The following is a 26,499-nucleotide window of genomic DNA, read 5'->3' as shown; positions in this document are numbered from 1 at the left end:
CAAGAACGGCTCCGGCAGGACTGGACCTGCCGGAGCCCGATTGAAGAGGGCCGAAACCCGGCCGCGCGCCTTAGCGAACCCGCGGCAGTTCTTCCCACTGGTGGAAGGGCGGCGGAGAAGACAGCTGCCATTCCAGAGTGGTCGCACCCTCGCCCCAGGGATTGGCTCCGGCGACGCGCTTCTTCGAGAAGGCCTCCCAGACCGCATAGAGGAAGACGAGTACCGCGACGCCGGAAATGTAGGAACCGATCGACGAGATGAAGTTCCAGCCGGCATAGGCGTCGGGATAGTCGACGTAGCGGCGCGGCATGCCGGCAGCGCCCAGGAAGTGCTGCGGGAAGAAGACGAGGTTCACGCCGATGAAGGTCATCCAGAAGTGAATCTGGCCGAGCCGTTCATTGTACATGTAGCCGGTCATCTTCGGGAACCAGTAGTACCAGGCGGCGAAGATCGCGAACACCGCCCCGAGCGACAACACGTAGTGGAAGTGCGCGACGACATAGTAGGTGTCGTGAAGAACACGGTCCATGCCGGCATTAGCGAGCTTGACGCCGGTCACGCCGCCCACGGTGAACAGGAAGATGAACCCGATCGCCCAGAGCATCGGCACGCGGAAGGACAGCGAGCCGCCCCACATGGTCGCGATCCAGGAGAAGATCTTGATGCCCGTGGGAACCGCGATGACCATCGTAGCAAACACGAAGTAGCGCTGCGTGTTGAGCGACAGGCCGGTCGTGTACATGTGGTGCGCCCACACGACGAAGCCGACGACACCGATCGCAACCATGGCGTAGGCCATGCCGAGATAGCCGAAGACGGGCTTCTTCGAGAAGGTCGACACGATGTGGCTGATGATGCCGAAGGCCGGCAGGATCAGGATGTACACTTCCGGGTGACCGAAGAACCAGAACAGGTGCTGGAACAGGATCGGATCACCGCCACCCGAGGGGGTGAAGAAGGTGGTGCCGAAATTGCGGTCCGTCAGCAGCATGGTGATGGCGCCCGCCAGAACCGGCAGCGACAGAAGCAGCAGGAACGCCGTGACCAGCACCGACCAGGCGAACAGCGGCATCTTGTGGAGCGTCATGCCCGGGGCGCGCATGTTCAGGATGGTCGTGATGAAGTTGATCGCACCCAAGATCGAGGATGCACCGGCGATATGCAGCGAGAAGATCGCGAGATCGACCGCCGGCCCCGGATGGCCGCTGGTGGACAGTGGCGGGTAGATCGTCCAGCCCGTACCGGCGCCATTGGCACCAGGAGCCCCTTCCACGAACATGGAGAGGATCAGGAGCGGGAAGGAGGCGGCGAGCAGCCAGAACGAGATGTTGTTCAGCCGCGGAAACGCCATGTCCGGCGCTCCGATCATGATCGGCACCATCCAGTTGGCGAAACCGCCGATCAGGGCGGGCATCACCATGAAGAAGATCATGATGAGACCGTGACCGGTGGTGAAGACGTTATAGACCTGCGGGTCGCCGAAGATCTGGAGACCCGGCTCCTGAAGCTCCATGCGCATCGCGATCGAAAGCAGGCCGCCGATGATGCCGGCCATGATCGCGAAGATCAGGTAGAGCGTTCCGATGTCCTTGTGATTGGTCGAATAAACCCAACGCGTCCAGCCATGCGGCTTGTGATCGTCATGGGCCTCGTGGGCGGCACCATATGCCATGATCGTTTCCCTCTAACCCTCGAAACTTATCGCTTGGCGACTTCGACGTCGGCCTTGTCGGCCTCGATGGCCGCCGTCAGCGCAGCATTGGCGCCCTCGAGATCGCCGCCAGCCGCCGCGTACCAGTCGGCAAACTGCTCCTTCGAGACCACGCGCACCGCGATCGGCATGTTGGCGTGGTTCTGGCCGCAGAGCTCCGAGCACTGGCCGTAGAAGATGCCTTCACGCGATGCCTCGAACCAGTATTCGTTGATCCGGCCCGGCACCGAGTCGACCTTCACGCCCATCGACGGCAGGGCGAAGGAGTGAATGACGTCACCCGAGGTGGAGAGAAGACGAATCACCGTATCGACCGGCACGACCATCTCGTTGTCGACGGCCAGCAGGCGCGGATAGAGCGCTTCGCCGCCCTTTTCCTCGATCGCGGCATACTGGTCTTCGAGCGGATCGGTGAGCTGCGACAGTGGATAGGAATCGAACGACACCGGATCGGCCTGAGCTTCCTGCGACGTATTGCTCGGCTGATATTCGTAGCCCCAATACCACTGGTAACCGGTCGCCTTGACGGTCAGTTCGGGCTCGCTCGGCGGATTGTACTGCGCGGTCAGGAGCTGGAAGGAGGGCACCGCCAGGAACAAGAGGATGATGACCGGCGCGATCGTCCAAACGACTTCGATCAGCGTGTTGTGGCTCGTGCGCGAAGCGTTCGGGTTCTTCTTTTCGGCGAACCGATAGATGCACCAGCCCAGAAGCGCGGCGACCAGAATGGTGATCGGAATGATGAAAGCCAGCGTGTAGTCGCTGAACCAGTGGATCTGCTCCTGGATCGGCGACAGCGCATCCTGCAAGGTGATCTGCCAGTCGTGCGGCTGGCCCGGAAGCATCGGACCCCCGTCCTGAGCCATGGCAGCACCAACCGACGAGAGCAACGCCGCGGCGGCAATGGTCGATCGTCTCACTCGCATATTCTCCCTGACGTACCGCCGGACACTCGGCCCCATCGGACCGGTACCCCCAGCATCGAATAATCCTAAATTCCGGCGACCCGGCCGCTTAAAATCACGAAAACCGCCGAACCGCAACTCAATATCGGCACGCCCCGCTTGCGACACATTCGCAAAGGCTTGGACTGCCCCGACGTCATTCAGCGTCGTGCTGGCGACCGGCCAAGCGCTTGGCCGGCAAGCCTTCCGCCGTATTTCGGGTTCAATGTGCGGGGAAGGGCGGCACCGGGGCTTTCGGAGTTTCGCTGTCCGTCTTAGATTGCTACCTTGAAAGGCGGCGGTAACCGATTGTTTGCCATAAACTGGCAGTCTGAAAAGATCGAATTGATTCGGATTTCGTCATGATGAATGCGCTGAAGCCGCTCGCCAAGCTCGTCGCGATCGCAGCCGTGCTGGCACCGGCCCTGATAGTCGGCACCGGCCCCGCTCTCGCCCAGTCGGGCGCCACAGGGACGGTGAAGTCCCAGCATGGGGCCTGGGCCGTGGTCTGCGATCAACCGGCCGGCGCTTCCAGCGAGCAGTGCGCCCTTCTGCAGAACGTCGTTGCCGAGGACCGGCCGGAGATCGGCCTGTCGGTCGTCGCCCTGAAGACGGCGGACCAGAAGGCGCGGATCCTGCGCGTCCTCGCCCCCCTTGGCATTCTGCTGCCCAACGGCCTCGGCCTTTACGTCGATGGCAAGGACATCGGTCGGGCACAGTTTGTGCGCTGCTTTTCCGATGGCTGCTACGCCGAGGTGATCCTGGAGGACACGCTCCTCGAGACCTTGTCGACCGGCACCACCGCCACCTTCATCGTCTTCCAGACCCCCGAGCAGGGGATCGGCATTCCGGTCGACCTGAACGGTTTTCGCGAAGGCTTCGACGCGCTGCAGTAGTCCGGACGGATCGCAAGGGACGTTGGCAAGGCTCGACAGCCCACCTATCTGCCGGAGACATTCTTCCGTCAGGAGCCTTTCGCCATGCCCCTCTCCCTTCTGGAGCGATTCGACATCTCCCGAGCCGAGGTCGAAGCCATTCTCGGCCAGACGCTTCATGGCGCCGACGACGGAGAACTCTTCCTTGAATACCGAGAGTCGGAATCTCTCGCCTTCGACAATGGCAGGCTGAAATCCGGCAATTTCTCCACCGACCAGGGCTTCGGCCTTCGCACCGTGGCGAACGAGGCTGTGGGCTATGCCCATGCCGGCGATTTTTCCAAGGCCGCGCTGATGCGCGCGGCCGATGCGGTGGCGGCGGTGAAGACCGGCTATTCCGGCACCATTGCCGAGCCGCCGGCGGGCACCAACGCCAAGCTCTACAGCGACGAGAACCCGATCCCCTCCCCCGGCTTCGAGGCCAAGGTGAAGCTCTTGCAAGAGATCGACGCCTATCTCCGCGCGCAGGGTGACGATGTCCGGCAGGTCTCGGCGACGCTGGGCGCGACGTGGCAGAACGTCGAGATCCTGCGCGCCGACGGCCGGCTGGTGAAGGACATCCGCCCCCTCGTGCGCATCAATGTCTCGGTGGTCTGCGGCAATGGAGACCGTCAGGAGACCGGCTCCTTCGGCGCCGGCGGACGTCGGGGCTTCGGGGAATTCCTGGTCGAGGACAGCTGGAAGGCGATCGCCGACAAGGCGCTGCGGCAGGCCCGGATCAATCTGGAGGCTGTCCCCGCCCCGGCTGGCGCCTTCGATATCGTGCTCGGTTCCGGCTGGCCCGGGGTGATGCTGCACGAAGCGGTCGGCCACGGGCTGGAAGGCGACTTCAACCGCAAGAAGACCTCCGCCTTTGCCGGCCTGATGGGCCAGCAGGTTGCCGCCAAGGGCGTCACCGTCGTCGATGACGGCACCATCGCCGAGCGGCGCGGCTCGCTGACCATCGACGACGAAGGCACGCCGACCAACAAGACCGTCCTGATCGAGGATGGCAAGCTCGTCGGCTACATGCAGGACCGCCAGAACGCCCGGCTGATGGGCATGGCCGCCACCGGAAACGGCCGGCGCCAGTCCTACGCCCATGTCCCCATGCCGCGCATGACCAACACGATGATGCTGGAAGGCCCGCATACGCCCGACGAGATCATCGCTTCGGTCAAGGACGGCATCTATGCCGTTTCCTTCGGCGGCGGGCAGGTCGACATCACCTCGGGCAAGTTCGTCTTCGGCTGCACCGAAGCCTACCGGATCCGCGACGGCAAGGTGGCCGAGCCCCTGAAGGGCGCCATGCTGATCGGCAACGGCCCGGAAGCCATGCACCGGGTCTCGATGGTCGGCAACGACGTCGCCCTCGACACCGGCATCGGCATGTGCGGCAAGAACGGCCAGGGCGTTCCCGTCGGCGTCGGCCAGCCGCATCTCAGGATGGATCAGGTGACGGTCGGCGGCACGGAGACTTGAGGCGCAGGCATGGCGGTCGAAGCAGACTTAGACTCCTTCATCATCCTCTCGAACTGACGCGTTCAGTCGTTTTCAAGGATTAAGGAAGTGTTAAAGAAAGTAGTTTTCTGCATTAGCCTGACAGGATTCATAATTTCTCCGGCCTCTGGACGCATTATTCCGTTTAATAAGTCTACCTTCGTTCAAAGTTCATTGAATTATTTTAAAGATTTATCGCGCAACCACGGACTTTCTGATGCTGAGGCTACAGCGGCTGTCAATATTGCGGGAGCCTGGTTCTGGGCTATGCCCTGCGAAGGCGATATTTCCAAAATTCCTAAGGATCTCCAGCGCACTGGAAACTTATACCAGTATAGTAGCCGCGCGGATCCAAATTTGTATGTACCGCAGCTGATTGCGTTTCACTTGTTTACCCAAGATCCTCGGCTTCGATACGATTACGTCTGCCCCTTCGCACTTGATATGGCGAATCTATATGCGCTTCAGTGATACGCGACACACTCGCATATTTATCTTTGGCTTGATCCATACGTTACGGTAATCGACTTTACGAGAATGGGCGATCAACACTTTCCAAAGAAAACAATTTCTTCCATCTTCATCCTCACCGGTGCCGGCATTTCCGCCGAATCCGGCGTTCAGACCTTCCGCGACAAGGACGGCGTCTGGTCGAAGGTGCGGATCGAGGACGTGGCGACCCCGGAAGCGTTTGCGCGGGATCCGGTTCGTGTCCACGAATTCTACAATACGCGACGGGCCGGCCTCCGCACCGTCGAGCCGAACCCGGCGCATTTCGCGCTGGCCCGGCTCGAGGAGCGCTATCCAGGGCAGGTTACCCTCGTGACCCAGAATGTCGACAACCTGCACGAGCGGGCCGGCTGCCGAAATGTGATCCACATGCATGGCGAACTGGCGAAGGCCTTCTGCGCCCATTGCGGTGGGAAGGCGGAAGCCGCTGGTGATCTGTCGCAGGCGCTGGTCTGTACGTCTTGCAACGCGCCCGGCGGCATGCGGCCGGACGTCGTCTGGTTCGGCGAGATCCCCTATCATCTCGACACGATCTACGAGCGTCTGATGGAAGCCGGCCTGTTCGTCTCCATCGGCACGTCCGGCGCCGTTTATCCGGCCGCCGGTTTCGTCGCCGAAGCCCGCGCGGCCGGGATCCGCACGCTCGAACTCAATCTCGAGCCCTCGGAAGGAACCGTCCTTTTCGACGAGGCCCGCCACGGCCCGGCTTCGGTGCTCGTGCCCGCCTTCGTCAAGGACATGCTGGCGGACAGGCCAGCCTGACGGCGTTTGCCTTTCAGTCTCGGCCAGCTGGAATCGCGGCATACTGACGCTTTGGTGATCGGCCTCGGCCTGCATCCGTATCGCTTTTCGTGTCGAAGCTAGGAGAGCCGAGGCGAAACGGCGACGCTTGAAGCCGCCGCCAGAACTTGCCGACGAGGCTGGCCTCTGCAGGACAAGTTGGTGTTATCCAACAGGCCATTGCACGCGTTTCAGGCCGACACCACTTGCTAAAACAGGCTGCAAGTGAAACTCTTTTGCAGTGCGATGCGTCGCTGCAGCGCAAGAAATCTCCGGGGACACGCATCCGGCGCGAATCAGTTTGTGGCAGCGGCGCGACCGGCAAGAGCAGATCGTTCGAATTCGATTAATTTAATGATTGTTATCAATAATTTGACTTGTGTAGCATCGGGCAGTTGCCCAGACTGATCAGGTAGCGCCGAGCGGCCAGCCATGGTTCGAATGCTCGGTTTGGCGAATGGAGGTGGGTGGTGAGTGCATTATTCGACCAGTACGCCAAGTCATACGAGCAGCGCCGGGAGACGGTCATGTCTCTGGCCGACTATCTCGATGCCTGTCGAACCGACCCGATCCTCTTTGCCGGCCCGCATGAGCGGCTCCTGGCTGCGATCGGCGAGCCGGAAATGGTGGACACGTCGCAGGATTCCCGGCTCGGCCGCATCTTCCAGAACCGGACGATCCGCACCTACAAGGCCTTTCCCGATTTCTACGGCATGGAGGAGACGGTCGAGCGGATCGTCGCCTTCCTGCGCCAGGCGGCACAGGGTCTCGAAGAGCGCAAGCAGATCCTCTACCTCCTCGGCCCCGTCGGCGGCGGCAAGTCCTCGCTGGCCGAGCGCATCAAGTCGCTGATGGAAGATCAGCCGATCTATGTGCTGAAGGCGGGCGACGAATTGAGCCCCGTCTTCGAAAGCCCGCTCGTCCTGTTCGATCCCGAAACCATGGGTGCGACCCTCGAAGAGGAGTACGGCATTCCGCGCCGGCGCCTTTCGGGGCTGATGAGCCCCTGGTGCGTCAAGCGGCTCGACGAATTCGGCGGCGACATCTCGAAGTTCAAGGTGGCCAAGCTGATGCCCTCGCGGCTGAAGCAGATCGGCATCGCCAAGACCGAGCCGGGCGACGAGAACAATCAGGACATTTCCTCGCTCGTCGGCAAGGTCGATATCCGCCGTCTCGAAATGTACGCCCAGAACGATCCCGACGCCTATTCCTATTCCGGCGGGCTGAACCGGGCGAACCAGGGCGTTCTCGAATTCGTCGAGATGTTCAAGGCGCCGATCAAGATGCTGCATCCGCTGCTGACGGCGACGCAGGAGGGCTCCTATGTGGGCTCGGAGAATATCGGCGCGATCCCCTTCACCGGCATGATAATGGCCCACTCCAACGAGGCGGAGTGGAAGAGCTTCAAGAACAACAAGAACAACGAAGCCTTCATCGACCGGATCTACGTCATCAAGGTGCCGTACTGCCTGCGCGTCGACGAGGAGACGCGGATCTACGAAAAGCTCGTGCAGGGCTCGGAGCTCGCGGAAGCCCCTTGCGCGCCCGACACTTTGGAAATGCTGGCCCGCTTTGCCGTCCTCTCGCGTCTGAAGCCGCATGAAAACTCGGCGCTCTACGCCAAGATGCGGGTCTACAACGGCGAAAGCCTGCGCGAGGTCGACCCCAAGGCCCGCACCCTGCAGGAATACCGCGACGCCGCCGGCGTCGACGAAGGCATGAACGGTATCTCGACTCGCTTTGCCTTCAAGGCGCTGTCGGCAACCTTCAACCACGATACGGAGGAAGTGGCGGCCGACCCCGTCCATCTGATGTATGTGCTCGAGCAGGCCGTGCGCCGGGAGCAGTTTCCCGAGGATGTCGAGGGCGACTATCTGGAGTTCATCAAGGCGGAACTGGCGCCTCGCTATGCCGAGTTCATCGGCAACGAGATCCAGAAGGCCTATCTGGAATCCTATCACGATTACGGCCAGAACCTGTTCGACCGCTACGTCGCCTATGCCGACGCCTGGATCGAGGATCAGGACTTCAAGGATCCCGACACCGGACAGCTTCTCGACCGCGACCTCCTCAACCAGGAACTCACCAAGGTCGAGAAGCCGGCCGGCATCGCCAATCCGAAGGACTTCCGCAACGAGGTCGTGAAGTTCTCGCTGCGCTCGCGCGCTGCCAATGCCGGTCAGAATCCGTCCTGGACGAGCTACGAAAAGATCCGGGACGTCGTCGAGAAGCGCATGTTCAGCCAGGTCGAGGACCTGCTGCCCGTCATCAGCTTCGGCTCGAAAAAGGATTCGGAGACCGAGAAGAAGCATAACGAATTCGTCGACCGCATGGTGGAGCGTGGATTTACCCCGCGACAGGTGCGGCGCCTCGTCGAATGGTATATGCGTGTAAGACAGGCAAGCTGAGCGTAGGCTGTTCGACGTTCTGCTCTTTCCACGGATCGAATATGCATATCATCGACCGTCGTCTCGACCCGGGGGGCAAGAGCCTCGCAAACCGCCAGCGCTTCATCCGGCGGGCGAAAGCTCTGGTGAAGCAGGCGGTCCGTGAAACGTCCGGCGCTCGCAAGATCCGCGAGATCGATGGCGGCGGTGCCGTCACCATCCCCGCTGACGGCGTGAGCGAGCCGAGCTTTCATGCCGGCCGCAATGGCGGGATGCGCGACTACGTCCTGCCCGGCAACAAGAAGTTCGTCTCCGGCGATCGCATCGATCGCCCGAAACAGGGCAGCGGCTCGGGCTCGGAGGGAAGCGCAGACGGCGAGGGCGAGGACAGTTTCCGCTTCGTCCTGTCGCGCGACGAGTTCCTCGATCTGTTTCTGGAAGACCTGGAACTGCCCAATCTCGCCAAGCGCAAGGTGATGGGGGAAGCGGCCGAAAAGCGGCAGCCCGCCGGCTTCCGCACGTCCGGCCCCCCCTCCTCGCTGTCGGTCGGCCGCACCATGCGGCGCAGCCTCTCTCGCCGGATCGCGCTCAAGCGGCCGAACCGCCAAGCGCTTGAGGCGATGCACGAAGAGCTTGCCGCGCTGGAGGAGGAGGCCGGCAAGGACAAGGCGCGCATCAACGAACTCAAGGCAGAGATCGAACGGCAGGAGCGCCGGAGCCGGGTCGTTCCCTTCATCGACCCGGTCGACCTGCGCTATCGGCGCATCGAAGTGACACCCGAGCCGATCGCCAAGGCAGCCATGTTCTGCCTCATGGACGTTTCGGCTTCCATGGACGAGCACATGAAGGATCTCGCCAAGCGCTTCTTCTCGCTGCTCTATCTGTTCCTGACCCGGCGCTACCGGCAGGTCGAGATCGTCTTCATCCGCCACACCCACGAGGCCAAGGAGGTTGACGAGGAGACCTTCTTCCACTCGCGCGAATCCGGCGGCACGGTGATCTCCTCGGCCCTGATCGAAATGGCCCGGATCGCCAAGGAGCGCTTCCCCGCGGACCAGTGGAACATCTATGCCGCGCAGGCGTCGGACGGCGACAATCTCTCCTCCGACAACGCCCGCACGGTCGCGCTCTTGCGCGAGACCATCCTGCCCATGTCGCAATATTACGCCTATCTGCAGGTCGGCCGGGGCGACTATGACCGCGACGACGGTGTCTTCGCCCGCCAGGAGACCACCCTCTGGCGCGCCTATCGGGAACTCGTCCGGCCGGAACTCCCCATGGCCATGCGCAAGGTGAACGACCGCCGCGACATCTATCCGGTCTTCCGCGAGTTGTTCGAGAAGCGCGACGAGATGGCAGAGGCGAATTGATGGTGGCGCGAGACGTGATGGCGAAGCCCCGCAAGCGGCAGGACGCCGCCGCCCCTCTCTTTACCGGCCGCGATTGGGATTTCGGCCTCGTCTCGCGGATCTACGAGGCGATCGAGGAGGTCGCGGATCAGGAACTCGGCCTCGACATCTATCCGAACCAGATCGAGGTGATCACGTCGGAGCAGATGCTCGACGCCTATGCCTCGACCGGCATGCCGATGTTCTACAAGCACTGGTCGTTCGGCAAGCAGTTCGTGCGCAACGAAACGCTCTACCGCAAGGGCTGGCAGGGGCTTGCCTACGAGATCGTCATCAACTCCTCGCCTTGCATCGTCTACATCATGGAGGAAAACTCCGCGACGATGCAGACCCTGGTGCTCGCGCATGCCGCCTTCGGCCACAATCATTTCTTCAAGAACAATTACTGCTTCCAGCAGTGGACCGACGCCACCAGCATTCTCGACTATCTGTCATTCGCCAAGAAATATGTCGCGGCCTGCGAGGACCGCTACGGGCAGGAAAAGGTCGAGCAGGTTCTCGATGCCGCCCATGCGCTGATGAGCCATGGCGTTCATCGCTATCCCGGCAAGCACACGCCGGACCTGAAATCCGAGCAGCGCCGCCTGGAAGAGCGTCAGGCTTTCGCCGAACAGCATTTCTCCGATCTCTGGCGCACCTTGCCGAAGGCCAAGAAGGGCGCCAAGCGCAATCCGGACGAGGACCGGCGCCGGCAGATGCTCGGCCTGCCGGAGGAGAACATCCTCTATTTCCTCGAGAAAAACGCGCCCCTGCTGGCCCCCTGGCAGCGCGAACTGCTGCGCATCGTCCGCCAGATCGCGCAATATTTCTATCCGCAGCGCCAGACCAAGGTGATGAACGAGGGCTGCGCCACCTTCACCCATTACCGCCTGATGACCCGGCTGCACGAACAGGGCAAACTGACGGACGGCGCCTATCTCGAATTCCTGCATTCGCACACCAGCGTCGTCTTCCAACCGGAATATGACGATCCGCGCTATTCGGGCATGAACCCCTATGCGCTGGGCTTTGCGATGATGGAGGACATCGAGCGCATCGCGCTTCGTCCAACGCCCGAAGACGAGGCCTTCTTCCCGGATTTTGCCGGCTGCGGCGACGCCTATGGCGTGTTGAAAGATGCCTGGGCGAATTATCGCGACGAGAGCTTCATCCTGCAGTTCCTGAGCCCGAACATCATCCGCAAGCACAAGCTCTTCCGGCTGATCGACGATTCGGAAGAAGACGAGATCCTCGTCGCCTCGATCCATGACGAGCGCGGTTATCGCGACGTGCGCAAGTCGTTGTCCCGCCAGTTCGACGTGGGTCGGCAGGATCCCGACATCCAGGTGGCTGACGTGGATCTGGCCGGCGACCGCAAGCTGATTTTGCACCACAACATCGTCGACGGCATCACTTTGGATTCTGCCGACGCGGCAAAGGTGCTACATCACCTCGCGAATCTCTGGGGCTACGACGTCAAGCTTCTGGAAATCGAGAACGGCGAAACAATCGCCGCCCATGACGGCTCGCCGTCGCGCGCCTTTCGCTAGGGCGAACGACCGGATGCCAGCCGCATCACAATGACTGGCCCCATCGGGAGGAAATGGAAATGCTGAAGGTCGGCTTGCTCGGCGCCGGGCGGATCGGACAGGTTCATGCCGTCAACATTGCCGGCCATCCGCAAAGCACACTCGCGGCGGTGTCGGACGTCAACATGCCGGCGGCCGAGACCCTCGCCGCAAAATTCGGCGCACGTGCCTGCACCTCGGAAGACATTCTGGCCGACGATTCGATCGACACCGTGCTGATCGCGACCTCCACCGACACACATTCGGATCTGATCGAGGCCGCAACCGCCTCCGGGAAAGCGGTGCTCTGCGAAAAGCCGGTGGATCTGTCGCTTGCCCGCGCCAAGGCCTGCCTCGAAAAGACCCGCCCCTCCGGCAAGCCCGTGATGATCGGCTTCAACCGCCGCTTCGATCCGAATTTCGCGGCGATCCGCGCGGCTGCAACGGCGGGCGAGATCGGCAAGGCCGAGATGCTGGCCGTCACCTCCTTCGATCCGGGGCCGCCGCCGCTGGCCTACATCAAGGTCTCGGGCGGCCTGTTCCGCGACATGATGATCCACGATTTCGACATCGCCAACTTCCTGATGGGCGCCTTGCCGAAAAGCGTCATTGCGGTCGCGAGCTCGCTCGTCGATCCTGAAATCGGCGCAGCCGGCGATGTCGACACCGCCGTCGTCACCATGACCTACACCGACGGGCGGATCGCCGTCATCCGCAACTCCCGCCGCGCGGCCTATGGCTACGACCAGCGCGTGGAACTGCTCGGCTCCAAGGGGCTGCTGTCGGCGGAAAACGTGCTGGAGAACACGGTTTCCAAGGCGACGAAGGCCGGGGTCGTCAGCGCCAAGCCGGAGTTCTTCTTCCTGGAGCGCTACATGCGTGCCTATGCGGTGGAATGGGCGGCATTTGTTGATGCGGTCCTTCAGGACACGCCGGTGCCGGTGACGCTGGAGGACGGCATCGCCGCTCTGGCCCTGGCCGAAGCGGCCACCACCTCCGCCAAGACCGGGCAGCCGGTGGCCGTCGAGATCTGATCCCCTTCGATCGAAGGGGACGGCTGGCGGGCGGAGCATTGCCCCCTGATTCCCGCTTCGGCAATGCCAGCACGAGAAAGAGACGGGGAATGAGCAAGGCGATGCCATCCAAGCCGCTCGGTGTTGCCCTGATCGGGACCGGTTTCATGGGCAAGTGCCACGCCATGGCCTGGCGCAACGTGGCCCTGGTCTTCGGCGGCGTGCATCCCCGCCTCGAAATCCTCTGCGACATGCCGGAGGAAAGAGCCAGCACCCTCGCCGCGCAATTCGGCTTCGCCCGCGCGACGAGCGACTGGCAGGAGGTGATGGCCGATCCGGCGGTGGACGTCGTCTCCATCACGACACCCAACGGCCTCCACCGCGCCATGGCCGAAGCGGCCCTTGAGGCCGGCAAGCATGTCTGGCTGGAAAAGCCGATGGCGCTGACGCTCGAGGACGCCGAAGCGATGGCTGTCATCGCGGCGAGGCATCCCGGGCAGGTGACGCTTCTCGGCTACAATTATCTGCGCTCGCCGGCATTTCAGATGGCACGGCAACTCCTCGCCCAGGGCGCGATCGGCACCCCGACGGCATTTCGCGGCGTCTATGACGAGGACTATTGTTCCGACCCGCGCCTACCCTGGTCCTGGCGCATGACCCATGCCGGCGGCGGCCTCGGGGCGCTCGGCGATCTCGGCTGTCATCTGGTCAGCCAGATGCTTGCCCTGATGGGGCCGGTCGAGGAGGTCACGGCCCTGACCCACGTGGCGATCCCAGAGCGCCCCTCCCCCGACGGGCCGAAGACCGTGGAGAACGAGGACAGTGCGATGGCCCTGGTCCGGTTTACCTCCGGCGCCCATGGCAGTTTCGCCACGAGCCGGGTGGCACGCGGGCGAAAATGCCGCTTGCAATGGGAGGTCCACGGGACCGCCGGCACGATGGTCTTCGATCAGGAGAACATGAACGAACTTTGGGTTCACAGGGCGGGCGAAAGTGGTTTCACCCGTCATCTGAGCGGACCCGAGCAACCCGATTTCGCCGCCTTCTGCCCGGCGCCGGGCCATAATTTCGGCTTCAACGAGCAGAAAGTGATCGAAGCGCGCGATCTCTTGAGCGCCATTGCGGGCGGAGCGCCCTGTGAACCCGGTTTCGCCGAGGGGCTTGTGATCGAGCGGATCATCCACGCCATCGCCCGATCGAACGGAAAGCCCGTCACGCTCTGAGAGATCGGCGCGGTCTGTTCGCCGGGTGACCGCAGCGGGTAAGCCGCAAGCCGGCGCGCCGGAAAATCGCGGCGCTCTGGTGAGGCCCTTCTTGCGGTGTCTTGCGCGCAAGACGACATTGCCGACAATAGATGGCGGACCAAATTTCGTCATCTCGGCAGGTGATTGGTTCTGGCAACGGGTTTTGGTTCGAAAGGTTCTGCATGGATCGAGGGAGCGGATCGGAATCGGACAAGTCGCCCGGACGCGACAACGTCGAGCCCCTCTTCCAGGGGCCGAAGCGCACCGTCGTCTTCTTCCTGGTTCCGAACTTCTCGATGATCGCCTTCGCGACCGCCATCGAACCGCTGCGGATCGCCAACCGCGTCGCGGGACGCGAAGTCTATCGCTGGCGCCTCGCCTCCGTTCAGGGCGGCAGCATCCACGCCTCGAACGGCGTCACGGTCGAGGCCACCTCTTCCCTGGAAGACGAGCGGCGGGCGCTTCTCAGCGAAAAGCGACCTTCCATGGTCCTCGTCTGCGCCGGCATCCTCGTGGAGCATTTCCAGGAACGATCCGCCTATTCCTATCTGCGCGAGGCCCACAAGCGGGGCATCACCATTGGCGGTCTTTGCACCGGCGCCTGGGTCCTGGCCAGTTCCGGCCTTCTTACCAACCGGCGCTGCGCAATCCATTGGGAGTACATGGCAGGCTTCAGCGAGGCGTTCCCGGATGTCGAGGTCTATGCCGACCTGTTCGAGATGGATCACAACATCTACACCTGCGCAGGCGGCACGGCCTCGCTCGACATGATGCTGGCCCTCATCCAGGAAGATCTCGGGGACGACGTGGTCAACCAGGTCTGCGAGCAGGCCCTGGCCGACCGTGTACGCGGCGCGCACGATCGCCAGAGACTCCCCTTGCGTGCGCGCCTCGGCGTCCATCATGTCAAGGTGCTGAGAGCCATCGAGATCATGGAGGCCAATCTCGCCGACCCGCTTTCCCTGTCCGAGATCGCAGAGCAGGTCGGCCTGTCGCGCCGGCAGGTCGAACGCGTGTTCGAAAAGGAGATGGGCCGCTCGCCGGCGCGCTACTATCTCGAAATCCGCCTCGACCGCGCCCGGCACCTGCTCCTGCAGTCGAAACTGCCGATCATCGAAATCGCCATCGCCTGCGGCTTCGTTTCCGCCTCGCACTTCGCCAAGTGCTATCGGGAGCTCTACTCGCGCACGCCGCAGCAGGAGCGGGCCGGACGAGCGGTGCTGGCTGCCGTCTCCCAATAGAAGGAAGACCAGGGCCAGGAGTTGCCGGGCGATCCGCCACCAGGGCCCCGGATCGGCAGACGTCGGCAGCCCCGTTCAGTTGAAAGACGTCCGAGCAATTGAAAGTCCTTGGGGCGGCTTGAAGCCTCACCTTCCTGCGGCACCTGATGCAACACGTCTTGCTGCATCTTCGGTCGCAGCGAAGCCTGATTGACGGTTCAGGGAAATTTCTGTCCAAGTCCCGCCATGCGCCATCACGAGATCGCCTTCATCGAACCGTCCGTCGCCGCCGAGCGTTTGCGGCCGCTTGGCACGCTGGCCTTTCTGGATAGCGCGATGCGGCACGAGACTCTCGGACGCTACGCCTTTATCGGCGCCGATCCCTTCGCGATGTTCATGGTGGACGCCAAAGGCGCCAAGCTCGACGGCCATCCCCTGTCCGGAGCGCCGCTCGACGCGCTGAAATCCCTTCTGGCTCAGTATGAGACCGAGACGATCCCCGGACTCCCGCCCTTTCAGGGCGGGGCCATGGGGATATTCGCCTATGACTTCGCCCATCACTTGGAACGGCTCGACCGGCCTGACGATCTCGATCCCGCCAAGCCGACCATCCGGCTTGGACTGTACGACACCGTTCTTGCGATCGATCTTTCCGAACGCCGAGCCTTTCTCATCGCCACCGGCCATCCGGAAAAGGATGCGGCCGCCCGCGACGCCCGTGCTGCGGCCCGCATCCGCGCGTTCCAGGAGCGACTGGAAGCGCCGCAGCACGCTTCGACCGCGCAATCACCCTGGACGGGCGGCTTCGACTGGCGATCCAACTTCTTTGCGGCCGATTACCGGGCCGGCATCGAGCGGGTGCGCGAATACATTCGCGACGGCGATATCTTCCAAGCCAACATCGCCCAGACCTTCCAGGCCAAGCTGCCGGCCGCCTTCGATCCCTTCGCGCTGTACCTTCGGCTCCGCCGCTCGAACGCCGCCCCATTCGGCGCCTATTTCGACTTCGGCGATCTGCAGATCGCGTCCTCCTCGCCCGAGCGCTTCGTGAAGCTCCAAGACGGCATGGTGGAGGCCCGACCGATCAAGGGCACGGCCAAGCGCTCCGCCGATCCGGCCGAGGACCGTGCTCTGGCGGAGACGCTTCTCGCCTCGGAAAAGGACAGGGCCGAGAACGTGATGATCGTTGACCTCCTGCGCAACGACATCGCCCGTGTCTGCACGCCCGACTCCGTCGAGGTCCCGGTGCTTTGCGGCCTGGAAAGCTATGCGGCGGTCCACCATCTCGTCTCGGTCGTGACCGGCCGGCTGGCCGAGGGCTATTGCGCGACGGATCTCATCGCGGCCTCCTTTCCCGGCGGCTCGATCACCGGCGCGCCGAAGATCAGGGCGATGGACATCATCACCGAGATCGAGAACACCGCGCGCGGCCCCTATTGCGGGTCGATGGGCTATCTCGGCTTCGACGGGACCATGGACCTCAACATTGCCATCCGCACCGTCAGCTTCGAAGCCGGCCGCGCACGCCTTTCGGCCGGCGGCGGGATCACCATCCTGTCGGATCCCGCGGCGGAATACGAAGAGACCTTCACCAAGGCGACCCGTGTCTTCGCCGCCTTTCAGGAGGAGAGCCGATGAAGGTTCTCGTCCTCGACAATTACGACAGCTTCGTCTTCAACGTCGCGCGCTATTTCGTTCGGCTGGGCGCAGAGACGACCGTCACCCGCAACGACAAGGCCAGCGTCGAGGAGATATTGGCCGCGCCGCCGGATGCCCTCGTCGTCTCACCCGGCCCATGCGGGCCGGCGGATGCCGGAATCTCGTCCGAACTGGTGGCAAAGCTCTCCGGCCAGGTCCCGATCCTTGGCGTCTGTCTCGGCCACCAAGTCATCGGCGACGTTTTCAAGGGCCATGTCACCCGTGCGATCAAGCCGATGCACGGACGCGCCTCGACGATCGAGCACAGCGCAGCCGGCCTCTTCGAGGATGTGCCGCAGGGCTGCAAGACCGGCCGCTATCACTCGCTCATCGTCGAGGAAACGCCGGCCATGCTCGATGTGCTGAGTGTCGACGCCCGCTCCACCGAGGGGGAGATCATGGCGCTTTCCCACAAGGAGCACCCGACCTACGGGGTCCAGTTCCACCCCGAATCCGTCCTCACCGAGCATGGCGCGACGATTGTGGCAAACTTTCTGACATTGGCGGAGCGCTTTCATGAGCGGGGACCCCAGCGCGATCTGGATTGACGGGGGCTTCCGGCCGGCGGCCGGAGCCATCGCCGCCAACGACCGGGGCCTGCTTCTCGGGGACGGTGTTTTCGATACCGCGCTGGTTCTGAATGGCCGCGTGTTTCGCCAGGCCGATCATCTGTCGCGGCTGATGGCGAGCTGCGCCGTGCTCGGCATTCCCGTCTCTGAGGCGCGGCTCGAAGCGGCCATGGTGGCACTGGCCGAGCGTTGCGGGGACGGCTCGATCCGCCTCACGGTGACCCGCGGCCCGGGGCCTCGCGGCCTCTCCGCGCCGGCAGAGCCCGAGCCCACTGTCTTCGGCAGTCTGGCACCGCTGGTGCGACATCTGATGTTCGCACCGGTCAAGCTCGCGACCGCGCGGATCCGGCGCAACGAGACCTCGCCCACCTCGCGGCACAAGACGCTCGCCTATCTCGACGCCGTTCTTGCCACCGGCGAGGCAAAGGCCGCGGGTGCGGACGATGCCCTTTTCCTCAACATGGCTGGCCGACTGGCCTCGACGGCGCTCGCCAACCTCTTCGTGATCGACGGCGATCGCCTCCTCACCCCGCCCCTCGACGAAGGCGTCCTTCCCGGCATCACGCGGAAATGGGTGATCGAAAACGCGTCCAAGGCCGGTCTCACGGTCGAGGAAACGACCCTCCCCACCGGTGCGGCAAATGGCAATGCGATGATCGCGACCAACAGCCTGAGGCTGATCTCCCCCGTCGATCGGTGGGACGACACGGCGCAGCCGCGTGACGAGAGGATCGACATCCTCGCCAGAGAACTCCGCCTTGCCATCGCGCAGGAATGCGCGATCGATCCGAGCTTTTTCGACGCAGCCCCGTAGGGGCAACCGCCTCAGCTGACACCCGCGCGACCACCGCCGGCCAGTAGCCAGGCCGGATCGAACCAGGTGTCGGCCTCGCCATCATAGGGGACCGTGTTGATGTCCCAATGGCGGACAAACGGCGCGTAGGCCGTCCAGACCGAGGGTCCGCCGCCCACATAGACCACGCGATCCCCGAATCGCTCGAGCACCTCCTCCGGTTTCTCGCCCGAGCGGATTTCCACGATCGTGCGCTCGTTGTGAGCGAAATCCGGAAAGGAAGCGACGGTCTTCGGTCCGGCAATCAGCACGTGGCCACGGGTGATCTCGAAGAAGCGTTCGACATCCTCGACAAAGGCGCGCTCGGATCGCCCCTCCCACGGCATGCCGCCATTCAGGCCGAGTTGCCCGCTCCTGCCGATTGCGCAGATGACCCGCACGTCTGCCATTCAAACTCTCCATTTCGACCGTCGACCGCCAGGCAACCGATTCGCCGGGCGATCGTTCAGTTGCGACTTCGTGTCGTTGAGCCGAATTTCCATGGCTCTCAAAGCAGAAACAGGAAATTTTTAACCGGCGCCCGAACGCATTTCCGCCTCTTCGCAGTGGACTTAGTAAACCACTTAAAAGATTGCGGGGGAGCACCGTTGCATAAGTCCGAAAACGTTTCCCATCTACAGAATTTTGGACATTACAGGAATGCAATCCAGGTCAGATCCGACCGTCGTGCCTTCACTCTTGTCGATTGCCAAGTCGACGCGCGCGTTCTTGACGATATTACTCGACCGCATCGACCTTCATCCTGGCCAGGATCAGCTTCTGGACAAGCTCGACCGCGATAATCCGATCAATGTTTCTTCGCTGGCCGACTCGCTTGCGGTCCGTCCATCTACCGTTTCGAAGATGCTCGACCGCCTGATCGATCGCGGATTGGTGGAGCGGGCCTCCAATCTTCGCGACGCCCGCCGCACCATGGTGCGGCTGACCGAAGCTGGCATGAAGGCCCAAGCCGAGGTTCGCGAGATCTGGAGCAAGCTGGAAGAGGAACTGACGTCCAATCTCAGCGATGAGGAGATCGGCGTCCTCAGCGACTCCCTGGTGAAAGCGGAAGAAATCCTGACCCAGCGTCTGCGCCGACTTCGGTGAGGCTGCGGAGGGACGCGTCCAGGCGTTCTCAGATTGCAGGCGCAGCAAAGATGCCTGGCAAAATTTTTTGCAGCGCCGCATCGCGGCTATTTATTGGCCGCATTTGCCGATAGTCTGATGATCATCGTCATCAGATTCAGCAGACATTTGCCCCGTGACAATCCAGCGTAACGAGTCTCGCCGCACCGCGCTCAAGCTCGGTCTGGCAGCAGCCGCCACAGCGGCATCTTTTCCAGGTGCCTTCGCCTTCTCCAGTCGTGCGAGGGCGCAGGATGGAGCTTTCGAGGGGCCGCAGGTCGGCACCGAGGAGAGGCCTCTGACCTTCGACGCGCTGTCGGAGAAGATGAAGCAGCGCGCCGCGGAAGAATATCAGCCGCCCGAGTCGAACCTTCCCGAGGCGATCGCCGACCTGAATTACGACGAGCACCGGGCCATTCGTTTCCGCCCGGAGCATTCGCTCTGGCGGAGCGAGCCGGGCGAATTCCATCTCCAGGCCTTCTATCCCGGCTGGGTCTTCAAGGACACCACGACCATCTTCGTCGGACGGGGCGGCGTTTACCGGCGGCACGTGTTCGATCCGGCCAATTTCGAATATCGGCCGCCGCTCGATCCGAGCCGCTTTCAGTCGCTGGAACTGCCGGGTGTGGCAGGCTTTCGCATCCATGCCCCGCTCGAGCGGCCCGACTATTTCGACGAGCTCGTGACGTTCTTGGGCGCGAGCTATTTCCGGGCGCTTGGCACCGGAACGCGCTACGGCCTGTCCGCGCGCGGCCTTGCGATCAACACCGCCACCTCCGAGACCGAGGAATTTCCACGCTTTACGGCGTTCTACATCGATCAGCCCCGGCCGACCGACGCCTCGATCCGCATCATGGCCGAGCTCGACAGCCCGAGCGTTGCGGGCGCCTACGAATTCGTGATCACCCCCGGCCATACGACGACGATGGACGTCACCTGCCGACTCTTCATGCGCACGGAAGTGACCCGGCTCGGCATCGCGCCGCTCACCTCCATGTACACCTTTGGGGAAAACGATCACAGCGACTACGAGGATTTCCGGCCCGAAGTCCATGACAGCGACGGGCTCTACATCATGCGGAACTCGGGCGAGATGGTCTGGCGGCCGTTGAAGAACCCCGACAAGCTCGCCCTTTCCTATTTCCAGGAGACCAATCCCCGCCGCTTCGGCCTGATGCAGCGCGACCGGCTGTTCTCGAACTATCAGGACACCGAAGCGCGCTACGATCTGCGGCCGTCCCTGATGATCGAGACCGTCGGCGACTGGGGCAGCGGTGTGGTCGAACTCGTGGAAATTCCGACCGATTCGGAAACAAACGACAACATCGTTGCGTTCTGGGTCCCAGAAGGCCGGCCATCGGCTGGCGACAGCCTGGAATATCGCTATCGCATGCTGTGGGGTCTCGACCCGCAGGAACAGACCACATTGGCTCGGGTCGCCGGCACCTATGTCGGCGTCGGCGGAAATGCCGCCGATGCGAACGAGAATCCCACGAGCCGACGGTTCGCGATCAATTTCGAAGGCGGCACGATTCACAATCTGCCGTCGGACGCCTCGATCGAACCCCTGATCGACGTGCCTTCGAATGCAAGGCTTCTGCATCAGGGCATGTCGCGCCTTCCCGGAGGCGGCTGGCGCCTTTCGATCGAGATCGAGCGAGAAGATTCACAGGCCGTTGAACTGCGCGTGAAACTTTCAATGCTGCAGCGCATTGTAAGTGAAACGTGGCTCTATCAATGGACAGAAGAAGCATGACCACACTCCCAGGTGTGCGCTCCACGCCACAAGACATGAACGCCGGCGCGATCATCGGTCGGGCCGATCTATCCGACGACGTCCTGCTCGATGGCCTCCGGACACGGCTCGCGTCGAAGCGGCGCCCCGCGACAGAGGCCGAAGAGGTTCTCCAGGCCGCCCTTGCGGGCGAACAGGAAGCGATCGGTCTCCTGCGCACGATCCCGGTTCCAGCACCGTCGGCACGGCTTTCGATGCCGGAGCAGAAGCTGAGCAGGCCGTCCCTGCGCCGTGCGATCCCGCTGCCTGTGATCCGGATCTCCTGGACCCGCGGATGAATGCAGGGGATGGTTGAGGGTGTCCGCAAGGGTGTTGGCCGTTCTGCGGCACATCGGCCCTATCGGCCAGCCCTCGCTGTCATCTGCCGCCAGCCGCGCACTCTATCGCGGTTCCGACAGGCAGACCGCAATAGCGCCTGCAGATCATTCTCCGACGTCTTTATGCGAGCTTGACGCGGCGCAACAAAATTCTCTCGGTCGCGGGCAGATCGGATCCGCGGCTGCTTTTTTTGCCAGCCAACGGAACCGACCGGTCATGAACGGCGTCAGGCTTCATGGACAGGAAGCAGGGGCTCTGCCCGGCGCCTGAATTCGGCGCGATTGGATGCTGGCTTCCGTTCAAACGGGCAGGCAGGCGCGGCTGCGCGCAACACTTGATGGAGATGAGACGATCATGCTGGCAGCTTGGAGGTTGATGTTCGTCCTGGCTGCGGTCGTCCTCGCTGCCGTGGCGGCCAATCTGTTTTTCATCATCGTCACCGTCAACGGCGTCACCTACCTGCACATCGCTCAGATCACGCTTCTGCTGATCTGCTGCCTCTGGCTTTCCTGGGGATTCAACACGGCGGTGGCCGGAATTTTCTCCCGCCAGCCCATTCCGGCCGCGCCGAAGGAATTGCGGCACACGCAAAGTCGGACCGCCATCCTGATGCCCGTCTACAATGAGGACGTAACCGGCGTGTTCGCCCGCGTCGCTGCGATGATCGAAATGATCCGGCAGACGCCCTCGGCCGATCGGTTCGACTTCTACATCCTCAGCGACTCGACCAATCCCGAGAATGTCGCGGAAGAAAAGCGCGTCTACGATCTGCTTCTGGCGGAACTCTCTGCGGCGGGCCGGCTCTATTATCGCCACCGCGAGCGCAATATCGGCCGTAAGGCAGGCAACATCGCGGACTTCGTCACGAATTATGGCGGCGCCTACGAGTACATGCTGATCCTCGACGCCGACAGCCTGATGCGGGCCGACACGATCATCGAGATGATCGCCCGCATGGACGCAGATCCCGAACTCGCTCTCCTGCAAAGCCAGCCTCTGATCATCGGCCGCCGGACGCCCTTTGGCCGCGCCCTGCAGTTCTCCGCCGCGCTGTTCTCGCCGATTTTCTCGCGCGGGATTGCTGCTCTGCAGGGGCGTGAAGGTCCGTTCTGGGGTCACAATGCCGCGATCCGCATTCGGGCCTTCGCGGCAAGCTGCGGCTTGCCGAGCCTTTCCGGCAAACCGCCCTTCGGCGGGCACATTCTCAGCCATGACTATGTCGAGGCGGCTCTCCTTGCCCGCGCCGGCTACAAGGTCCGCGTCGATCCGGACCTGGAAGGGTCCTACGAGGAAGCACCGGCCAACATCATTGAGTACGCCAAACGCGACCGCCGTTGGTGCCAGGGCAATCTGCAGCACACGCGGCTTTTGGCCGCACCCGGCCTCAAGCTCTGGAGCCGGGTTTCGCTGGTCGCCGGCATCATGGCCTATCTCGCCTCGCCGATCTGGCTCTTGTTCCTGATCGTCAGCCTGCTCGATCCGGTCCTGGCGCCGGAGCCTAACTATTTTCCATCGGGTTCCCTGTTCCCCGTCTTCCCGCAACCGGAAACGACCAAGGCGCTCCTGCTCCTGTTCGGCATTTTCGTTCTGCTTCTTCTGCCGAAGACCTTGATCGCCTTCGGATCGGCCCTCTCATCGAGCCGCAGCAAGGCTTTCGGCGGCCGGGGGCTGGTGCTCGCCGGAGCGGCGGTCGAGCTCGTGCTGACGAGCATTCTCGCGCCCATCATGATGATGTTTCAGTCGAAGGCGGTCTACGAGATCCTGATCGGCGCCGATGCGGGATGGCCGGCCACGGAACGGCAGGACGGCCGGATGCCGCTTTCGACGGCATTCAAGGCAAGCTGGTGGATGGTGCTGGCCGGCGCGGTGGTGCTTGTAGCGACCACGCGCTATGCCCCCGACCTCATTCTCTGGACCCTGCCCATTGCCATTCCCCTCGTGGCGGCGCCGCTGATGATCAGCCTGACCGGCAGCCCCTGGCTCGGACAGCTCTTGCGCGGGACGGGGCTGTTCACGACGCCCTTCGAGGCGAACCCGGAAGCCGTCATTCTCGCCAGCTTGGAATGGCGGACGCGGCTCGCCAGGCTCGGGACCGAGGCCGAGCGCCCTCATATTGCCACGATGGAACGCTCTCAGGTCTTGCCGGGACCTGCCTGAGTTCTAAGACATCCAAATGACGAGTGTTCTATCGCCCCGCGTCCCGATGGGCCGTGACCATCGAGTCGACTTCTGGCGCGGCGTCGCCCTGGTGATGATCTTCGTCAATCATATCCCGGGCAACCTCTACGAACACTTCACGTCGCGAAATTTCGGCTTCTCCGACGCCGCGGAACTGTTCGTCTTTTTGGCGGGCTTCGCATCGGCCTATGCCTATGGCCGCCTCTTCTTTGCCGGTCACAGGCTGGTCGCGACGCTGAAGTCCTGGCGGCGTGCGGGTGTGCTGGTGATGGTGCAGTTCATGCTCACCACGCTGGCCGTCGGCATCTTTGCCTGGGGAGCTCTCGCCCTCGGACGCGGCGAGTTGATGGACAGGATCGCGCTGACGTCCTTCATCACCAAGCCCCTGGAGACCATGATCGGTTTCGCGACTCTCGGTCATCAGCTGGGCTACGTGAACATCCTGCCGATGTATTCGGCCATGCTCCTTTTCCTGCCTGCCCTTCTTTGGCTGTCGCGGATCGATCTGAGGCTGATGCTCGGCGTGTCGATCCTCACATGGATTCTCGCCTACATCTTTCGCATCGATGTCCCGGCCTATCCCCTGCCCGGCGGATGGTTCTTCAATCCGTTCTCCTGGCAGCTGATTTTTGCCTGCGGACTTTATTGCGGGTTTCGGCGGATTGAGCGCGGCTATTCGATCGCCTTCCGTCCCTGGCTGGTGGCGCTGGCCGGCGCTTTCCTTCTGTTCGCCTTCGCCACCCTCAAGTTTCGGCTGTGGTTCCTCTGGGGCGATCTCTCATTGCCCACGCTGATTGCCGGCTTCGACAAGACCTATGTCAGCCTGCCGCGTCTGCTGCATGTACTGGCACTCGTCTACATCTTTGCCAATGCTGCGGCCTCATCGCCCTTCTCGCGGATTGGCCGGGACAATCCGCTTGCCATGCTCGGCCGCCACTCCCTGCCCGTCTTCGCCCTGGGTACGGTGCTCTCGCTCATCGGGCAGGTGATCAAATACGATCAGGAACCGTATCTGCCGCTCGATACGCTGGTCATCGGGCTCGGATTGCTGGCCCAGTTCACGCTGGCTCGCTATCTCGACTGGTGGGCCGTCGCGCAGAAGGTCGCGGTTGCGCCCAAAAGCGAAGGTCTCTCGGAAGCAGCGCGCTCCGAGACAATGCGCAAGACCGCTCCAAGACCCCGGGTGAACATTTCTCCATCCTGACCGCCTATCCGCGCTCGGAAATGACAGGCGCGGTCGCCCTCCTCGGACCCTGCCTCCGCGCGCCTTTCAGCCTGGGACCGCTTGAAGTGCGGCCGACCCGGAGACGGGAAAAACGCCATCATGCGATTTGCGGCATCTTGACGCACATCAAGGCAGGATACTGGTCCCTCCTGCCGTCAGGACAACACCCGAGGCGCTCGGCGCGGCTGTTGGTTCGAGACGTCGTGGTCGCTGGGACAGGGGTGATGCACAGGGGCCGATACCGCTCCGTTTCCAAGGGCGACGCTGTGTAACAGGCCGCACACGGCCATGTGAACGCGCTTTGCAGGAATGTCGCCCCTTCGGCCGGAGCCGAACGCAGCCGAGACCGACTGGGGTCTTCGCGTAGCGGTCCGGATCAAGACACGCCTAAATCATTTGCGGACTAACAAAGCCGGTCAACGAAGCTCAACGAGTCGAAAAACTTCGAACTCAAGCAACTTCGTCGTAGCAAGACCGGCGCTTGCCCGTTATTCTATTCGCTTACGACTGAGGCAGGAAGCGAGAGGAAGGAGTGGTCATGAATGCCCGCTTCGAAAGGCGTGTCGGCGACATTTTCGATCTGATGGAGGGTCTCGATCAGTTGAAGACGGCTGCCGCCGTGTCGGATGCTCTGGGCAGTGTTTTTGCGAATTTCGGGATCGACTACTTTCTGGTTTCGCACCTTCCGCCAGCTCGCGAAAGGCTTGCACCCTATGCCATTCTCAAGGAGTGGCCGACGGGCTGGATGACCCATTACGACCGCAGCGGCTATTGCCGCGAGGATCCGGTCCTCAAATATTGCTTCGAGACCATCAACCCCTTCGAATGGTCCAATGCACCGATCGATCCCAACCGATATCCCAAGGCCGACCGTGTCATGGGCGAGGCCAGCGAATTCGGGATGGCTGAGGGGTTCTGCATTCCGATCATCGACGTGAACGGTTTCCAGGCCGTCGTGTCCATGGCCGGCGAGCGTATCGAAGCCTCGCCGGACGAGCGGCGGATGCTCCATCTTCTGGGCTATTACGCCCACAACGCCTCGATCCGTGTCGGCAAGCAGAAACTTTCGCGAGGCGGCGTCTTGAGTCCGCGCGAACGTGAAGTCCTGGCTTTCATCGCGGAAGGAAACGCCATCAATGACGTCGCCGAAAGGCTCGGGGTATCGGTCGAGACCGTCACGACCCATTTGAAAAGAGCAAAGGCCAAGTTCGGCACGCGGTCGACGACCCATACTGTGGTGGAAGCCCTTCGCCAACGCGAATTGCGCCCCTGATACATCCCAGGTCTTCTTCCAGAACCCTGCGCCGAGCCGGTGGTCAATCCCGGCTGGCAAGAACGGCCGTGGTCGCTCTCACCCGCCTATCGTTCTTTCGGACGTCTTCGGCGTCGCATGCCTATCTTCCTGCTCCGCCCCAGTTAACTCTGTGCCTGTTTCTCACCATGGTCGACCCGCTGCGGCGCCCTGGCCGGATGCTCTAATTTTCGATCACGTTTGTTCTTTGCCGGGCAAGAACTGACGTCGATTTGTCCCCGATTTCGGGGATATTCCGACCACAAGTTTCGTCCTTTTATCCTCATGG

Annotated in this window: 22 protein-coding genes; 19 read left to right on the top strand and 3 right to left on the bottom strand. The window is 62.6% G+C overall.

Going from position 1 to position 26,499, the window contains the following annotated elements; all coding sequences use genetic code 11:
• Window positions 1-70 precede the first annotated feature (70 nt).
• Both ctaD and coxB read right to left on the bottom strand, forming a co-directional pair.
• Window positions 71-1,672 (bottom strand): cytochrome c oxidase subunit I, encoded by a 1,602-nt coding sequence (gene ctaD / locus MF134_RS08870; RefSeq protein WP_255339085.1) that lies wholly within the window; start codon window positions 1,670-1,672, stop codon window positions 71-73.
• Window positions 1,673-1,698: 26 nt separating this feature from the next.
• Window positions 1,699-2,637, bottom strand: coding sequence for a cytochrome c oxidase subunit II (gene coxB, locus MF134_RS08865; RefSeq protein WP_457589962.1), 939 nt, complete (start codon window positions 2,635-2,637; stop codon window positions 1,699-1,701).
• Between the two features lie 380 nt (window positions 2,638-3,017).
• Here coxB and MF134_RS08860 point away from each other — a divergent pair, with 380 nt between their 5' ends.
• The 13 genes from MF134_RS08860 (at window position 3,018) to MF134_RS08800 (ending at window position 18,260) form a co-directional block, all read left to right on the top strand.
• Window positions 3,018-3,551: an invasion associated locus B family protein gene (locus tag MF134_RS08860; protein WP_255339084.1), complete on the top strand. Its 534-nt coding sequence runs from the start codon at window positions 3,018-3,020 to the stop codon at window positions 3,549-3,551.
• 84 nt (window positions 3,552-3,635) lie between these two features.
• Window positions 3,636-5,051, top strand: coding sequence for a metalloprotease TldD (tldD, locus tag MF134_RS08855; protein WP_255339083.1), 1,416 nt, complete (start codon window positions 3,636-3,638; stop codon window positions 5,049-5,051).
• Between the two features lie 87 nt (window positions 5,052-5,138).
• Window positions 5,139-5,540 carry a hypothetical protein gene (locus tag MF134_RS08850; RefSeq protein ID WP_255339082.1) on the top strand — a complete coding sequence of 134 codons (402 nt, stop codon included), beginning with the start codon at window positions 5,139-5,141 and terminating at the stop codon, window positions 5,538-5,540.
• 66 nt (window positions 5,541-5,606) lie between these two features.
• The gene (locus MF134_RS08845) at window positions 5,607-6,341 is read left to right on the top strand and encodes an NAD-dependent deacylase (protein WP_255339081.1); all 735 of its coding nucleotides are present in this window, start codon (window positions 5,607-5,609) and stop codon (window positions 6,339-6,341) included.
• Between the two features lie 485 nt (window positions 6,342-6,826).
• Complete coding sequence (locus tag MF134_RS08840; protein WP_255339080.1) at window positions 6,827-8,767, top strand: PrkA family serine protein kinase; 1,941 nt, start codon at window positions 6,827-6,829, stop codon at window positions 8,765-8,767.
• Between the two features lie 41 nt (window positions 8,768-8,808).
• Entirely contained in the window at window positions 8,809-10,116 is a 1,308-nt protein-coding gene (locus MF134_RS08835) for a YeaH/YhbH family protein (protein WP_255339079.1), read from the top strand.
• Window positions 10,116-11,684 carry a SpoVR family protein gene (locus MF134_RS08830; RefSeq protein WP_255339078.1) on the top strand — a complete coding sequence of 523 codons (1,569 nt, stop codon included), beginning with the start codon at window positions 10,116-10,118 and terminating at the stop codon, window positions 11,682-11,684. Before MF134_RS08835 ends, MF134_RS08830 begins: the two co-directional genes overlap by 1 nt.
• Before the next feature lie 59 nt (window positions 11,685-11,743).
• Complete coding sequence (gene iolG, locus MF134_RS08825) at window positions 11,744-12,736, top strand: inositol 2-dehydrogenase (RefSeq protein ID WP_255339077.1); 993 nt, start codon at window positions 11,744-11,746, stop codon at window positions 12,734-12,736.
• 89 nt (window positions 12,737-12,825) lie between these two features.
• Window positions 12,826-13,938 carry a Gfo/Idh/MocA family protein gene (locus tag MF134_RS08820; protein ID WP_255339076.1) on the top strand — a complete coding sequence of 371 codons (1,113 nt, stop codon included), beginning with the start codon at window positions 12,826-12,828 and terminating at the stop codon, window positions 13,936-13,938.
• Window positions 13,939-14,255: 317 nt separating this feature from the next.
• Window positions 14,256-15,200, top strand: a complete 945-nt coding sequence (locus MF134_RS08815; protein WP_255339331.1) for a GlxA family transcriptional regulator — start codon at window positions 14,256-14,258, stop codon at window positions 15,198-15,200.
• Between the two features lie 225 nt (window positions 15,201-15,425).
• A complete protein-coding gene (gene pabB, locus MF134_RS08810; protein WP_255339074.1) occupies window positions 15,426-16,817 on the top strand; it encodes an aminodeoxychorismate synthase component I in 1,392 nt (463 codons plus the stop codon).
• Window positions 16,814-17,425: an anthranilate synthase component II gene (locus MF134_RS08805; protein WP_255339073.1), complete on the top strand. Its 612-nt coding sequence runs from the start codon at window positions 16,814-16,816 to the stop codon at window positions 17,423-17,425. Before pabB ends, MF134_RS08805 begins: the two co-directional genes overlap by 4 nt.
• Window positions 17,394-18,260, top strand: coding sequence for an aminotransferase class IV (locus MF134_RS08800; RefSeq protein ID WP_255339072.1), 867 nt, complete (start codon window positions 17,394-17,396; stop codon window positions 18,258-18,260). The genes MF134_RS08805 and MF134_RS08800 overlap by 32 nt, the downstream gene beginning before the upstream one ends.
• Window positions 18,261-18,271: 11 nt before the next feature.
• On the opposite strand, the gene MF134_RS08795 is transcribed toward MF134_RS08800, so the two are convergent.
• Window positions 18,272-18,688 carry a dihydrofolate reductase gene (locus tag MF134_RS08795; RefSeq protein ID WP_255339071.1) on the bottom strand — a complete coding sequence of 139 codons (417 nt, stop codon included), beginning with the start codon at window positions 18,686-18,688 and terminating at the stop codon, window positions 18,272-18,274.
• A gap of 319 nt (window positions 18,689-19,007) precedes the next feature.
• On the opposite strand from MF134_RS08795, the gene MF134_RS08790 reads away from it, so the two are divergent.
• From MF134_RS08790 to MF134_RS08765, 6 genes are all read left to right on the top strand, one after another.
• Window positions 19,008-19,385, top strand: a complete 378-nt coding sequence (locus MF134_RS08790; RefSeq protein ID WP_255339070.1) for a MarR family winged helix-turn-helix transcriptional regulator — start codon at window positions 19,008-19,010, stop codon at window positions 19,383-19,385.
• Window positions 19,386-19,539: 154 nt separating this feature from the next.
• Window positions 19,540-21,159 (top strand): glucan biosynthesis protein, encoded by a 1,620-nt coding sequence (locus MF134_RS08785; RefSeq protein ID WP_255339069.1) that lies wholly within the window; start codon window positions 19,540-19,542, stop codon window positions 21,157-21,159.
• Window positions 21,156-21,476 carry a hypothetical protein gene (locus MF134_RS08780; protein ID WP_255339068.1) on the top strand — a complete coding sequence of 107 codons (321 nt, stop codon included), beginning with the start codon at window positions 21,156-21,158 and terminating at the stop codon, window positions 21,474-21,476. The genes MF134_RS08785 and MF134_RS08780 overlap by 4 nt, the downstream gene beginning before the upstream one ends.
• 325 nt (window positions 21,477-21,801) lie before the next feature.
• The gene (gene mdoH, locus MF134_RS08775) at window positions 21,802-23,673 is read left to right on the top strand and encodes a glucans biosynthesis glucosyltransferase MdoH (protein ID WP_255339067.1); all 1,872 of its coding nucleotides are present in this window, start codon (window positions 21,802-21,804) and stop codon (window positions 23,671-23,673) included.
• A 16-nt stretch (window positions 23,674-23,689) separates the two neighbouring features.
• The gene (locus MF134_RS08770; protein ID WP_255339066.1) at window positions 23,690-24,898 is read left to right on the top strand and encodes an OpgC family protein; all 1,209 of its coding nucleotides are present in this window, start codon (window positions 23,690-23,692) and stop codon (window positions 24,896-24,898) included.
• Between the two features lie 559 nt (window positions 24,899-25,457).
• The gene (locus tag MF134_RS08765) at window positions 25,458-26,192 is read left to right on the top strand and encodes a helix-turn-helix transcriptional regulator (RefSeq protein WP_255339065.1); all 735 of its coding nucleotides are present in this window, start codon (window positions 25,458-25,460) and stop codon (window positions 26,190-26,192) included.
• The last annotated feature ends 307 nt before the right edge of the window (window positions 26,193-26,499 follow it).

The organism is Jiella marina (assembly GCF_024359545.1).
Lineage (GTDB): Bacteria > Pseudomonadota > Alphaproteobacteria > Rhizobiales > Rhizobiaceae > Jiella.
This window is presented reverse-complemented; position numbering and strand designations above follow the sequence as displayed.

Coding starts and splice junctions, on each gene's coding strand:
- ctaD (WP_255339085.1), bottom strand. CDS start 1,672: ATGGCATATGGTGCCGCCCACGAGGCCCATGACGATCACAAGCCGCAT.
- coxB (WP_457589962.1), bottom strand. CDS start 2,637: ATGCGAGTGAGACGATCGACCATTGCCGCCGCGGCGTTGCTCTCGTCG.
- MF134_RS08860 (WP_255339084.1), top strand. CDS start 3,018: ATGATGAATGCGCTGAAGCCGCTCGCCAAGCTCGTCGCGATCGCAGCC.
- tldD (WP_255339083.1), top strand. CDS start 3,636: ATGCCCCTCTCCCTTCTGGAGCGATTCGACATCTCCCGAGCCGAGGTC.
- MF134_RS08845 (WP_255339081.1), top strand. CDS start 5,607: ATGGGCGATCAACACTTTCCAAAGAAAACAATTTCTTCCATCTTCATC.
- MF134_RS08835 (WP_255339079.1), top strand. CDS start 8,809: ATGCATATCATCGACCGTCGTCTCGACCCGGGGGGCAAGAGCCTCGCA.
- MF134_RS08830 (WP_255339078.1), top strand. CDS start 10,116: ATGGTGGCGCGAGACGTGATGGCGAAGCCCCGCAAGCGGCAGGACGCC.
- iolG (WP_255339077.1), top strand. CDS start 11,744: ATGCTGAAGGTCGGCTTGCTCGGCGCCGGGCGGATCGGACAGGTTCAT.
- MF134_RS08820 (WP_255339076.1), top strand. CDS start 12,826: ATGAGCAAGGCGATGCCATCCAAGCCGCTCGGTGTTGCCCTGATCGGG.
- MF134_RS08815 (WP_255339331.1), top strand. CDS start 14,256: ATGATCGCCTTCGCGACCGCCATCGAACCGCTGCGGATCGCCAACCGC.
- pabB (WP_255339074.1), top strand. CDS start 15,426: ATGCGCCATCACGAGATCGCCTTCATCGAACCGTCCGTCGCCGCCGAG.
- MF134_RS08805 (WP_255339073.1), top strand. CDS start 16,814: ATGAAGGTTCTCGTCCTCGACAATTACGACAGCTTCGTCTTCAACGTC.
- MF134_RS08800 (WP_255339072.1), top strand. CDS start 17,394: ATGAGCGGGGACCCCAGCGCGATCTGGATTGACGGGGGCTTCCGGCCG.
- MF134_RS08795 (WP_255339071.1), bottom strand. CDS start 18,688: ATGGCAGACGTGCGGGTCATCTGCGCAATCGGCAGGAGCGGGCAACTC.
- MF134_RS08780 (WP_255339068.1), top strand. CDS start 21,156: ATGACCACACTCCCAGGTGTGCGCTCCACGCCACAAGACATGAACGCC.
- mdoH (WP_255339067.1), top strand. CDS start 21,802: ATGCTGGCTTCCGTTCAAACGGGCAGGCAGGCGCGGCTGCGCGCAACA.
- MF134_RS08770 (WP_255339066.1), top strand. CDS start 23,690: ATGACGAGTGTTCTATCGCCCCGCGTCCCGATGGGCCGTGACCATCGA.
- MF134_RS08765 (WP_255339065.1), top strand. CDS start 25,458: ATGAATGCCCGCTTCGAAAGGCGTGTCGGCGACATTTTCGATCTGATG.